Below are 13,026 nucleotides of genomic sequence, written 5' to 3' on the forward strand. Positions count from 1 at the left end.
TTTTTTAACCCCTCATAGCATTTTGAGTCAAAATACCATGAGGGGGTAGAGGAAACCGAAGGGAAAAGAGGCAGTAAGTTAGAGACGATGAGGTTTAAGTAGCATGGCTAACATCGCGCAAGCCGCTAACACAAAACAGTAATAAGAGTTGCTGACGATCTCTAAAGGCGAAAGCTGAAAAATGGAACCCAACAACAAAATTTGTGCCCCATAAGGAAGAATGCCTTGTGTCACGCAAGAAAAGATATCCAACACACTGGCCGAGCGACGTGGTGAGACATCATTTTGTTGTGAAAGCTCACGGGCCACGCTGCCTGAAACAATGATTGCGACCGTATTATTGGCCGTACAAAAATTGGTTAAAGACACCAAAATGGCGATACCAAACTCACTGGCTTTAGAATTGGCATCATGAGAATGTTGGGTGCCAAACTTTTGAATGATACGGCTGACGAATTGAGTTAAAAAGGCTAAGCCACCTTGTCGACGCATCAATTCACTTAAACCACCAATTAACATTGAAAGAATGAAGATTTCTTGCATGTTGCCAAAGCCTGCATAAATGTCTTTACCTAATTGGGTTAAGGCATAATCTGGCACTGCAAACAGGCTGACCGCTCCGGCAAAAATAATACCTAAACTCAATACTACGAACACATTTAACCCTGATACCGCTAAAACCAAGATGGTGATATAAGGCAAGATTTTAAGCCATTCAATCTCCGAGGTCGCGGGAGTTTGCGTTGCAGTACTACTCAAAGCAAAAATCACCAACGCAATGAGGGCGGCAGGAAGTGCGATCTTAATATTCTCGCGAAATTTATCTTTCATCTCACAGCCTTGTGAACGAGTTGCCGCAATCGTGGTATCGGAAATGATCGATAAGTTATCTCCAAACATAGCACCACTTAATACGACGCCTGCCGTTAATGGCAAACTCATGCCTGCTGAATGGGCAATGCCAACGGCCACCGGAGCCACGGCGGCAATGGTGCCCATTGAGGTGCCCATCGCCGTGGCAATAAAGGCGGAAATTAAAAAGATGCCGGGCAAAATCATAGTAGTGGGTAACAGGGATAAGCCTAAGTTGACCGTTGCATCGACACCACCTGACGCTTTGGCAACCGCCGCAAAGGCACCCGCTAATAGGTAGATCATGCACATGGCAATAATGTCTTGGTGACCAACGCCTTTTAAAAATTGCTCAATCGCTTGGTTAATTTTGTCTTTACTTAAGGCAATCGCCAATACAATCGCTGGTAATGCCGCGATCGGTGCAGGCAATTGATAAAACGCAAAATCGACCCCTTGTAAAGTCAAATAAGCCCCTACGCCAATGAATAACGCCAGAAAGACCCCTAAAGGTAATAAAGCTAAAGCCGAAGGTGTGATGTTGCTCGCTGGAGTTGAATTGGATGGAGGGATAGCAGACATAACATTCCAAAAAGTAATAATAGAAACAGGGCGCGCAGATTAAAGCTTGAGCAGAGGAATGTCAACGTCTAGACGTCTAAATGGCTGGTTAGGGGTGAGGGCTTCATAATAAATACGAAATGTAAGTATTGTGTAAAATCATGAATAAGTTATTGAATATCAAGATACTAATAGTTATCTATTCATTTTAAATAAATTATGCCCAAGTTTTATGCTCTATTATCTTTGATAAACATTGAGCTTAGGACTTGGGCATTGAGTATATTTCTAATTTATAGCTTATTTTAAATTGTTATAAAAATGCTCGGTAAGGTAGTTCGGGGTCATTTTTGAATATATCAGCAAAACCACGAAAATGCTGATAATGCATACGATTTTTATCTGTTGGGTAAGTATATTTACCTCCCACTTGCCAGAAGAAAGGTGCGAAATTGTATTGAAGACGTTCTTTTTTCATGTTCCATAGCACCTCGATTTCGCGTGGGTCGTTTTGGAAGTTAGCCCAAATGTCATGGTGGAATGGTACAACTATTTCACAATTTAAAGATTCTGCTGCACGAAGAATATCTGAGGAGGTCATTTTATCTGTTACCCCGCGTGGGTTTTCACCATAAGAAAGCAATGCAACGTCAATCTTGTGATCGTTACCGTGCTTAGCGTAGTAGTTAGAGTAATGTGAATCACCAGAGTGGTAAATTGAGCCGCCGGTTGTTTCGACTAAGTAATTAACTGCGCGGTCGTCCATACCATCTAAGATGTCTTTATCTAAAGAAGATGTACCTTCCGGTAGTGTAACTAATGCTGTACGATCGAAAGCGTCTAGAACTTTTATGTTCACGTCTTTGATTTGAATTTCATCTCCAACTTTTGCAATAATACAACGATCTTCTGGAACTCCCCATTTTATCCACAGATCTACACATGCTTTAGGCCCGATGAATTTCACATGCTCGTCACAGTTTTTTAGAACAGCTGCCGCTACGTTGATATCAATATGGTCACCGTGGTCATGGGAAGCCATTACAGCATCGATTTTTTTTATTGCAAATGGGTCTAAAGGGAAAATAGAGGTACGCAGGTTTGGTTGGAGTGCTTCAACTCCGCCCATACGCATCATTTGATGTTGGTTTTTCATTTTCTGAATTGCTTGTGTTTTTTTACCGGTACCACACCAGAAATCCATTGATAGGTTTGCACCACCTTCTGATTTTAGCCAAATACCAGTACAACCTAACCACCACATAGAGAAGGTATTTGGGGCAACAACTGCTTGTTCGATTTCTTCATTTAACCAAGTACCCCATTCCGGGAATGTATTTAGGATCCAAGATTCGCGGGTTATTTCACTTATATTTTTCATGATGATACCTTTAAATTTCAATTATTTGATTAGTTTTAGATGTAGGGAGCCGAGCACCTTAATTAGAATTAAAGTACTGAGCTGAGCTTTATTATTATTTTTTGGGTTAGTTCTTTAGGTTCACACTAATATGACTTGCACCCCTTGAGCTTCAATCTTTTTAATAACATTTGGGTTGGCATCTTTACCAGTAATGACAATATCTATTTGCTTGGCATTACAAAACAGCATTCCGGTTCTTTGACCTACTTTAGAGCTATCGACTACAACGACTAACTTGTCGACTTGTTCTAACATCTGTTGCTCGGCAACGGCGGTTAGCATGTCGGCTTTATAGAGACCCGCATCAGTTAACCCTTTACCAGACGTAAACATCCAGTTCCCGGCATAGCCACTCAATGAGTTTGGTGCTGGGTTTAAAAAGATGTTTTGTGCCTTGTTGTATTGGCCACCAATGATGATCACGTCGTCATGATCTTCGTTGATAAGGTAGCTAGCGAGTGGGAAATAGTTCGTCACGATCTGAACGTCTTCTCCACATAGCTGCTGGCCCAGTAGGAAAGCGGTTGAACCACAGTTTATGACTACGGTGTCTCCCGCCTGACAAAGCTCGGCAGCAGCATGCGCTATAAGAGATTTCTCTTCATAAAACTCAGTACTGTTGATATTGAGCGGTGACCACTTTCTCTTTTGGTTTTCTATTCTTTCGGCGCCATTTCGTACCTTTCGAAGTCTGCCTAGCTCATCTAACTTTGCGATATCACGTCTAGCGGTAGCCGGTGAAACACTAAAATTATCAATAATATGAGAGACGTTAATCGTCTGCATTTCTTCTAGTAACGACAGGATGCCGTTGTGTCTTTGCATTTCGTTCATATTTATCACTCTATTTGTCGTTGTGACAATTTTATGATTACTTTTGATTTGTTTTGATTCTAATTATCACGTTAATGATTGTCAAATACTCGATTTTGTAAAACAAGACTTTAATCACGATTTTGATAAGTTATTGTTTTTTATTGTGTTTTGCTTTTTTGGTGTGATCCAATGCCCAATTACCCATATTCTAATAGTGGATAATTGATTTAAGTCAAAGTAATCACAAGTGAGCATTGAATGATTGGTTTTGATTGTTAAAGTTTATCTCGTGAGCAAAACAAGACATCACTGAATCCTACAAATCATTAAAAATACAAATTATATCAGGGGTAAAGATATGGAGTTCTTATACGATATCTTCTATATTTTTTACAGTCAGGTTATGACCAAAGCACCTTTGCTGCTTGGTATCGTAACTTGTCTCGGTTACATCCTTCTCAAACGTGACGCAACAACCGTTATCGCTGGTTCAATTAAAACCATTGTTGGTTTTATGATTGTTCAAGTGGGTGCGGGAACACTGGTAGCAGGTTTTAAACCTGTTATTGAAAAGATGAGTGAAATTCATGGACTAACAGGCTCGGTAATCGACCCTTACACCTCCATGATGGCCACCATGGAAACTATGGGTGACAATTACTCTTGGGTTGGATACGCAGTCCTTATGGCACTGGGAATCAACATTCTATTGGTTGCCTTTCGCAGAATTACGGGTATCCGCACTATCATGCTTACGGGACACATCATGTTCCAACAAGCTGGCTTGATTGCTGTTTTCTACTTCGTGCTTGGTGCGGGTATGTGGGAAACTATCATCTACTCTGCAATTTTGATGGCTCTATACTGGGGCATCTCTTCCAACATTATGTTCAAGCCTACACAAGAAGTGACAGGCGGAGCTGGCTTCTCTATTGGTCACCAACAGCAGTTTGCATCTTGGGTAGCAACGAAAGTTGCTCCAAAGTTAGGTGATAAGAACGACAGTGTAGACCACATCAACCTACCGAAATGGTTACACATCTTCCACGATAGTATTGCTGCTACTACGTTAGTCATGACGGCATTCTTCGGCATTATTCTTCTCTCTTTCGGCCTTGATAATCTTCAGGAGATGGCAGGTAGCACACATTGGCTTATCTACATCTTCGAAACGGGTCTGAAATTCGCAGTAGCGATTCAAGTTATCGTAACCGGTGTACGTATGTTCGTTGCCGAGCTTTCTGAAGCGTTCAATGGTATTTCTCAACGTCTAATCCCGAATGCGGTTCTTGCTATTGACTGTGCCGCTATCTACGCATATTCACCAAACGCAATGGTGTTCGGCTTCCTTTGGGGTGCTGTGGGTCAATTCACAGCAGTATTGGCGATGTTGGCTTTCGATGCGCCAATTATGATTATCCCTGGCTTCATTCCAATGTTCTTCTCTAACGCAACGATTGGTGTGTTCGCTAACCACTTCGGTGGCTGGAAAGCGGTGATGAAGATCTGTTTTGTAATGGGCATTATCGAGGTGGTTGGTTCAGCTTGGGCGATTCACATCTTTGCGCAATCAGGTACTGAGTTTAACGGCTGGATGGGTATGGCTGATTGGGCTCTTGTATTCCCACCAATCATGCAAGGTATCTCTAGCTCTAGCATGTTCTTCTTTGTTGTTGTCGCACTATCGGGTGTTTACATGTACTTCGCATCGAAAGCACTGCGTGCTGAAGAAGACGGCGAAGCGCAACCAGCGCAAACCATGACAGCAGTAACATCAGAAGGCGTAGAAGTTGAGGTTGAAGCTCCTAATTCGCAAGCGCCTGTGAAATCTCAAGCGGTGACTGAGGCTCCACAAGCGAGCAACGCCACTGAACAAAAACCAGTGCGAGTTCTCGTGTGCTGTGGCTCTGGTCAAGGCTCTTCAATGATGTGTTCTAAGAAGATTAAAGAGTTCTTAGATAAGAAAGGGGTTCCAGCAACAACATTCAACAGTGCAATCACAGACTACAAATCACACTTAGGTTCATTCGATATCATCGTTACTTCGGTTGCTCTGGCTGAAAAGATTACCAACTTACCGGAAGGTAAACAGCAGCTAGCAGTGAAGAACATGATCATGGTGAAAACCTTTGGTGATGAGCTGATTTCACTTATCGAAAACAACTTCCACAAATAATTGAACTAGCTCAGCGGCAAAGCGACTGGGCTAATAAAAATACTAATAACAAATTACTAAGTGAGCAAAACAATGAACTTGAAAGAATCTCTGATTACCAACAACTCAATTCAACTTAATGCAAAAGCAACCGACTGGCAGTCGGCTATCAAGATCGGTACTGATGCTTTGGTTAAAGCTGGTGTAGCTGAAGAGCGTTACTACGATGCGATCATCAAAGCGATTTCGGCTGAAGGCCCATACATCTGTATTCACGACGCATTCGCTCTACCACATTGCCGCCCAGAGGATGGGGTAATCAAAACAGGCTTCGCATTAACACTCTTAGAAACCCCAATTCAATTTGATGACGTAGACGAGCCAGTCGATGTGCTGATCACCTTGGCAGGTAAAGATTCAGAAGAACACATCGAAGGTACGATGCAGGTCGCGAACCTGATCGAGTTTGATGAAGATTTCTCAAAACTACGTGCATGTAAAACACCGCAAGATGTGGTGAATCTGATTGATATGGCTCTCGCACAAGCTGAAGCGGCTTAAGGAGTCGATATGTCCAAATATAGCCAATTGAAACAACGTGTTTTAGAAGCGAATTTGCAGCTTCCTAAGTACGGCTTAGTGACATTTACCTGGGGCAATGTTTCTGAGTTTGACCGTGAAAATGACGTGATAGCGATTAAACCTTCAGGTGTTGAATACAGTGACATGACGGCTGAAGACATGGTGGTATTAGATTTAGAGGGCAACATCATTGAAGGCAAGCTGAATCCTTCAAGTGATACTGCTACTCATCTGGAGCTCTACAAAGCATTCCCAGACATCGGCGGCATTGTGCATACTCACTCTCGCAGTGCAACGATTTGGGCGCAGGCGGGCATTGATATTCCAGCTCTGGGCACGACACATGCTGACTATTTCTATGGTGACATCCCGTGTACACGTAAGCTCTCGAACACCGAAATTGCTGATCAGTATGAGAAGAACACTGGCTTGGTGATCATCGAAGAGTTTATCCAGCGTCATATCGACCCGATGGCAGTACCGAGTGTGATTGTGGCGGGCCATGCGCCTTTCTCTTGGGGTAAAGATGCCAAAGACGCCGTACATAACGCGGTAGTGCTAGAGGAAGTATCGGCAATGGCACTAGCTACACGTTCGCTGAACAGCTGGATCAAGATTCAGCCGGAGCTATCAGATAAACATTACCTACGTAAGCACGGTGAAAATGCTTACTACGGGCAGCAAAAAGCATGATGTGAGGAGAGGCGATGTATCAAGTATTGGCGTTAGACCTTGATGGAACCGTGTTGACTGATGATCACACCATCCATCCTGAAGTGAAAAAAGCGATCCAAGAGGCTAAGCAACATTGCCATGTGATGATCGTGACCGGTAGGCATCACACCGCAGCAAGGCCTTATTACTATGAGTTAGGGCTAGATACTCCGATTATCTGCTGCAACGGAGCCTACATGTATGACTACCAAACCGAGACTGTTTTAACTCAGAACGCTATTAACCATAAACACGCTCAGATGTTCATTGAGCTAGCGGAGGAATACAAGCTGAAGATGGTGATGTATATCACCGATGCGATGACTTACTCGAACTACAACCCATTCGCTTACATGTTGGCGTTGGAAGAGTGGGCTGAGCAAGCGCCAGAGCACCACAAGCCAAATATCTACCGCGTGGATTCATTCTCTGAAACGGCGAAGAACACTGAGTTTGTGTGGAAGTTTGTGGTGGAAGGGGAGCAAGAGTCGGTTGAACGCTTGATGCAAACGCCTTGGGTCAAAGAGCACTTTAACGGCGAACGTTCTTGGTCGAACCGAATCGACTTTGCTGCCATGGGCAATAGTAAAGGCCTACGCCTTGCTAAATACGTGAATGAGTTGGGTTTTCAACCATCCCAAGTAATTGCTATTGGCGACAATCACAACGACATATCCATGCTTCAATACGCAGGGTTAGGCGTAGCGATGTTTAATGCTGACGACACCGTCAAATCGAACGCTCAAGCCGTATGTAAAACAGATAACAATCAAGATGGTCTTGCCCATCTAATACGTGAACAAATTAAAGGATAAAACCATGACTAAACCAATGATTCAAATCGCCCTAGACCAAACGAACCTACCTGCTGCTATTGAAGTTGCTAACAACGTAGAGAGCTACGTAGATGTAATTGAAGTGGGGACTATCCTTGCGTTCGCTGAAGGCATGAAGGCGGTTTCGACACTGCGTAAAAACCACCCTGACCATATCTTAGTGTGTGACATGAAAACCACAGATGGCGGTGCGATTCTGGCACGTATGGCCTTTGAAGCCGGTGCTGACTGGATTACGGTTTCAGCAGCAGCGCACATCGCAACCATTGACGCGTGTAAGAAAGTCGCTGATGAATTTAATGGCGAAATTCAAATCGAGATCTACGGTAACTGGACAATGGAAGACGCTCAAGCGTGGGTTGACCTAGGTATTACACAAGCGATCTACCACCGTTCCCGTGATGCTGAGTTGGCGGGTGTGGGCTGGACAGAAGCGGACTTAGTGAAGATGCGTGCGCTGTCTGAGCTGGGTATCGAGCTTTCTATTACAGGTGGCATCGTGCCAGAAGATTTGTATCTATTCGAAGGCATTAAAGCGAAAACTTTCATTGCGGGTCGCGCGTTGGCAGGTGAAAAGGGTCAAGAAACCGCTGAAGCACTGAAAGAACAAATCAGCCGTTACTGGAGCTAGGAGGCGTTATGTACCAAAACTTAACGCGCCATCGTGTCGGGCTTTATGAAAAAGCCCTTCCGAATGACTTAAGTTGGGAAGATAAGCTAAAAACGACGAAAGAGTTAGGCTTTGATTTCCTCGAAATTTCGATCGATGAGTCCGATGAAAGACGCAGTCGTTTAGACTGGTACGATGAAGAGGTCTATGGCCTACGTCGCTTGTGTGAAAAACATCAAGTGCCGCTACAGTCGATGTGTTTGAGTGCACACCGTAAGTTCCCATTTGGCTCAGCCGATCCTAAAGTGCGAGAGCAAGCTGTTATCCATATGGAGAAGGCTATTACGTTGGCGTACAAGTTGGGGATTCGTACCATTCAGCTGGCAGGGTATGACGTGTACTACGAACTAGCAGACAAAGCGACACACCTACGTTTTATCGAAGGTATGAAGCTCTCGGCACAACTGGCGGAACGCGCTGGGGTGATGCTAGCGGTTGAAATCATGGACACGGATTACCTGAACTCGTTAAGCAAGTTTGAAGTGTTGAGCCGTGAGATTGACTCACCTTATTTCACTGCGTATCCAGACGTAGGTAATATCTCGGGTTGGAATTATGACATCGTGACAGAGCTTAAGCTGAGTAAGCCGCATATTACTCAGATTCACCTTAAAGATACGTATCGCGTCACTCCTGAATATAAAGGGCAGTTCCGTGATTTAGTGATTGGTGAGGGAGAAGTCGATTTCAATGCGATCTTCAAAACATTGAAAGAAACGGAATGCGTAGTGCCACTTGTGATCGAAATGTGGGCGCAAGATGAGCACTGGAAAGATAACATTTTGAAAGCTCAGGTTCGTTTAAACGAAGTTTGTAGTCAAACGGGTGTGATGCCTTTATTTGGAAGCTAATTTATTAGATTGAGGTTGCGCAAAAACAACAGAATAGCAGCTCAGTAGGCTTAACCGATTAGCGAGTCAAACATCGCTAATGTCAGAAAATTCATGCTCCTTTCTGGGAATAAAAATGTGCAGCATATTGTCCCCAATATACTGCACATTCTGTTTTATCTAGGCGAAGAACTAGATAGCCGTTGGCTAAATAGCGATAGTGACGTGGTCGCGTCCTACTTTTGCCATCTCCATCAGAACTTCAGTGTGGTACTTCTTTTTTACTGTAACGTGAGTACCAATTTCACTGGCGATATTTACGATTTCTAGTGCGTCTGTTGGGTGTAAAGAAGAGTTTTTTGCGATTTCGATGTTTACGCCTAGTTTGACGAGTTCAATTGCGTCGGTTGAGTACATGATATCTTTCCTGCTTTTTAATATTAGAGAACTATATCAGTTTTAATAGATATAACTATATACTCATCGTTCAAAAAGTTAAGGTGTGATCCTTTGAATAAGGATATAAAGAAAAAATTCAACATTAATCACAAAGCAATTATTTGTTATCTAGGTTGTATGTAAACAGCGAATTTATTTGTACTTATTTTAGGGGATGTTTACATGATTGAATAGTTGTTTACAGTAATTCAAAGCGTCATTTGCGATTGATGGTCGACCACTTTGATTAATTAGTTGGATGTTTACAACAGACGTAAAAAATGGTGACAGATAACAAGCAACGTATCATTGCATTGTTCTACTGTCCCCATCTTTGCCATCATTTAGATGATATCTTATGAAATTAAGTTTCTGATGAGAATCCTTTATAAACAGTAATTTTGAGTTCTTTTGGTGTCTGTAAAATATTATTCAATATTCTGGATCTGCTCACGCATTTGCTCAATCAACACTTTCAATTCAACACCTGAAGCGGTCACATCCGTACTAATCGATTTAGACGCTAGCGTATTCGCTTCACGGTTGAATTCTTGCATCATGAAATCGAGTTTACGGCCACAAGCGCCGCCTTTTTTCATGATGTTAGTAGCTTCTTTAACGTGAGAATCTAAGCGATCCAATTCTTCTGCGACGTCTGATTTTTGCGCCAGTAGAATCAATTCTTGTTCGACCCGTGAGCTGTCGAGTTCAATTTTGGCTTCTTCAAATTTGTTGAGTAGGCGGTCGCGTTGCCATTGTAGGATCTCTGGCATGCGAGCACGTACTTTGGCAGCTTCTGCGGTGATCGCTTCAAGGCGTTGGTCGATCAAGGCTTTCATGTTGGCACCTTCGCGGCCACGTGCGTCAATGAAATCACTCATTGCTTCTTCAAACGCTTCAAGTAGTTCTTTTTGGATGGTGTCCATGTCTTGCTCTGGTGCTTCCATCACACCCGGCCAGTTCATTACTTGAAATGGGTTGATGCGTGACTCTTCACCGGTTAGAGACATCACTTGATTAGCGGCTTTGATCACTTGTTTGGCAAGGTCTTCATTGATGTTGAGGTCGCTTTGCGCCTTGGAATTGGCTTCAAAGCGTAAGTGACATTCGACTTTACCGCGCGCTAAACGCTTACGAAAACGCTCACGTAAAATTGGCTCTAAACCACGAAATTGTTCAGGTAGACGGAAGTAGGTTTCAAGGTAGCGTTGGTTGACACTGCGGATTTCCCACACAGCGTTGCCCCAATCGGATTTGATTTCTTTGCGGGCATAAGCGGTCATGCTGTAGATCATTGAAGATTACCTAATCTAAATTGTGTGATGATTTTCTGAAAAGAATATTATCACAGTCTAAGGCAAGGTGGTTTCTTTAATCTCTGTGGTTTTATTAATCGTCGTTAAGATCGCTTTTTCACGACAAGATCGTTATAATCTTGCCCCAATTCTATTGCTAATTAGGTATTTCTTTATGTCTTCAACTTTGCGTCCAAATGATCGTGCCGCGGATCAAGTTCGTCCTATTAAAATGACTCGTAACTATACCGCTTATGCTGAAGGTTCAGTTTTGGTGGAGTTTGGTAATACCAAAGTATTGTGTAATGCCAGTGTTGAAGAAAAAGTACCAGGTTGGTTAAAAGGCCGTGGTAAAGGTTGGGTAACGGCCGAATATGGCATGTTACCTCGTGCGACTCATACGCGTAACCGTCGTGAAGCCGCTAGCGGTAAACAAGGCGGTCGTACTATGGAAATCCAACGTTTAATCGCGCGTAGTTTACGTGCTGTCGTCGATTTGGATGTATTAGGCGAAATGATGATCACGGTTGATTGTGATGTGATCCAAGCGGATGGTGGTACTCGTACCGCTTCTATCTCGGGCGCAAGTGTGGCATTGGCCGATGCGATTCAATCATTAGTGGACTTAGGCAAACTAAAGAAAAACCCAATGAAGTGTCATGTTGCGGCGGTTTCAGTTGGTATTATCGGTGAGCACGCTTTATGTGATTTAGAATATGTAGAAGACTCTGCTGCGGATACCGACATGAATGTGGTGATGACCGAAGAAGGTAAAATGATTGAGGTGCAAGGAACGGCAGAAGGAGAGGCATTCTCACGTGCTGAGTTGAATCAATTACTCGATCTGGCGGAGAAGGGCATCCAAGATATTATCGCCGTTCAGAAAGCCGCCTTGGCAAATTAAGTTTTTTAAATAGCTCCTCATTGAGGGGCTATTTTTTTGAGTGCAATTTGAGTCTGTTAGATTTATAACAGCTGAAATTGAAGATGAAATTCTCTAGGGACTAGAAGCTAGGAACTAGGGACCGAATAGAGATATTTTATGAAAGCATATCAACGTGAATTTATAGAGTTTGCCTTAGAAAAGGAAGTATTGAAGTTTGGTGAGTTCACTTTAAAGTCTGGTCGCATTAGCCCGTATTTCTTTAATGCTGGGTTATTTAATACCGGCCGTGATTTGGCTCGTTTAGGGCGCTTTTATGCCGCCGCGTTAGCGGATTCAGGGATTGAATTTGATGTGTTATTTGGTCCTGCTTATAAGGGGATCCCTATTGCCACAACCACAGCGGTAGCTCTTGCCGATCATCATGATATTGATACTCCTTATTGTTTTAACCGCAAAGAAGCTAAAGACCATGGCGAAGGGGGGAATCTAGTAGGTAATCCCCTAGAAGGGCGTATTATGTTGGTCGATGATGTGATCACGGCAGGGACTGCAATTCGTGAATCCATGGAAATCATCAAAGCCAATGCTGCTGATTTAGCGGGTGTATTGGTGGCCATTGATCGTCAAGAAAAAGGTAAAGGTGAGTTATCTGCCATTCAAGAAGTCGAGCGTGATTTTGGGTGTGCGGTCATTTCTATTATTAGTCTTGGCGATTTAGTCACGTATCTTGAAGAGCAAGGCAACAGTGCCGAGCAGTTAGCTTCAGTTAAAGCTTATCGAGATCAATACGGTATTTAATTGACCGTTAAAATGACTTTTCATCTGACCCAGTGGCTCATTTGGCCATTGGGTTTATTTTTATTTACAGTGCGTATATTTTTTTATACACCAAAACAAAATGACTATTTAAGGTAAATTTGTAGAATAATTGAGCGATTTTGATTTTTGTTACCTCGATTTAATCCTGA

At 43.0% G+C, this 13,026-nt stretch carries 13 protein-coding genes; 8 read left to right on the forward strand and 5 right to left on the reverse strand.

Annotation, left to right across the window (positions count from 1 at the left end):
- Positions 1–78 precede the first annotated feature (78 nt).
- From VCA1004_RS01140 to ulaR, 3 genes are all read right to left on the reverse strand, one after another.
- Positions 79–1,434 carry a Na+/H+ antiporter NhaC family protein gene (locus tag VCA1004_RS01140; RefSeq protein WP_086982030.1) on the reverse strand — a complete coding sequence of 452 codons (1,356 nt, stop codon included), beginning with the start codon at positions 1,432–1,434 and terminating at the stop codon, positions 79–81.
- A gap of 292 nt (positions 1,435–1,726) precedes the next feature.
- Positions 1,727–2,794 carry an L-ascorbate 6-phosphate lactonase gene (gene ulaG / locus VCA1004_RS01145; protein ID WP_086982031.1) on the reverse strand — a complete coding sequence of 356 codons (1,068 nt, stop codon included), beginning with the start codon at positions 2,792–2,794 and terminating at the stop codon, positions 1,727–1,729.
- A 120-nt stretch (positions 2,795–2,914) separates the two neighbouring features.
- On the reverse strand, positions 2,915–3,670 hold the full coding sequence (gene ulaR / locus VCA1004_RS01150; RefSeq protein WP_086982032.1) for an HTH-type transcriptional regulator UlaR: 756 nt from the start codon (positions 3,668–3,670) through the stop codon (positions 2,915–2,917).
- Positions 3,671–4,010: 340 nt separating this feature from the next.
- Between ulaR and VCA1004_RS01155 the strand changes: the two genes are divergently transcribed.
- The 6 genes from VCA1004_RS01155 to VCA1004_RS01180 all read left to right on the forward strand — a co-directional run bounded on the left by VCA1004_RS01155 (position 4,011) and on the right by VCA1004_RS01180 (position 9,460).
- Positions 4,011–5,828, forward strand: a complete 1,818-nt coding sequence (locus VCA1004_RS01155) for a PTS ascorbate-specific subunit IIBC (protein ID WP_086982033.1) — start codon at positions 4,011–4,013, stop codon at positions 5,826–5,828.
- A gap of 72 nt (positions 5,829–5,900) precedes the next feature.
- Entirely contained in the window at positions 5,901–6,368 is a 468-nt protein-coding gene (locus VCA1004_RS01160; RefSeq protein WP_086982034.1) for a PTS sugar transporter subunit IIA, read from the forward strand.
- 9 nt (positions 6,369–6,377) lie between these two features.
- Positions 6,378–7,082 (forward strand): L-ribulose-5-phosphate 4-epimerase, encoded by a 705-nt coding sequence (locus VCA1004_RS01165; RefSeq protein WP_086982035.1) that lies wholly within the window; start codon positions 6,378–6,380, stop codon positions 7,080–7,082.
- Positions 7,083–7,096: 14 nt separating this feature from the next.
- Positions 7,097–7,918, forward strand: a complete 822-nt coding sequence (locus tag VCA1004_RS01170; protein WP_086982036.1) for a Cof-type HAD-IIB family hydrolase — start codon at positions 7,097–7,099, stop codon at positions 7,916–7,918.
- 4 nt (positions 7,919–7,922) lie between these two features.
- On the forward strand, positions 7,923–8,570 hold the full coding sequence (locus VCA1004_RS01175; protein WP_086982037.1) for a 3-keto-L-gulonate-6-phosphate decarboxylase UlaD: 648 nt from the start codon (positions 7,923–7,925) through the stop codon (positions 8,568–8,570).
- Between the two features lie 8 nt (positions 8,571–8,578).
- Positions 8,579–9,460, forward strand: a complete 882-nt coding sequence (locus VCA1004_RS01180; protein ID WP_086982038.1) for an L-ribulose-5-phosphate 3-epimerase — start codon at positions 8,579–8,581, stop codon at positions 9,458–9,460.
- Between the two features lie 186 nt (positions 9,461–9,646).
- On the opposite strand, the gene VCA1004_RS01185 is transcribed toward VCA1004_RS01180, so the two are convergent.
- On the reverse strand, positions 9,647–9,856 hold the full coding sequence (locus VCA1004_RS01185; protein ID WP_086982039.1) for a hypothetical protein: 210 nt from the start codon (positions 9,854–9,856) through the stop codon (positions 9,647–9,649).
- 449 nt (positions 9,857–10,305) lie between these two features.
- Positions 10,306–11,172: a YicC/YloC family endoribonuclease gene (locus VCA1004_RS01190; RefSeq protein ID WP_086982040.1), complete on the reverse strand. Its 867-nt coding sequence runs from the start codon at positions 11,170–11,172 to the stop codon at positions 10,306–10,308.
- A gap of 187 nt (positions 11,173–11,359) precedes the next feature.
- Between VCA1004_RS01190 and rph the strand changes: the two genes are divergently transcribed.
- Together rph and pyrE are read left to right on the forward strand one after the other, a co-directional pair.
- A complete protein-coding gene (gene rph / locus VCA1004_RS01195; RefSeq protein WP_086984593.1) occupies positions 11,360–12,076 on the forward strand; it encodes a ribonuclease PH in 717 nt (238 codons plus the stop codon).
- A 138-nt stretch (positions 12,077–12,214) separates the two neighbouring features.
- Positions 12,215–12,856, forward strand: a complete 642-nt coding sequence (gene pyrE, locus VCA1004_RS01200; RefSeq protein WP_086982041.1) for an orotate phosphoribosyltransferase — start codon at positions 12,215–12,217, stop codon at positions 12,854–12,856.
- Positions 12,857–13,026: the final 170 nt, after the last annotated feature.

It is taken from the genome of Vibrio aphrogenes (assembly GCF_002157735.2).
GTDB lineage: Bacteria > Pseudomonadota > Gammaproteobacteria > Enterobacterales > Vibrionaceae > Vibrio > Vibrio aphrogenes.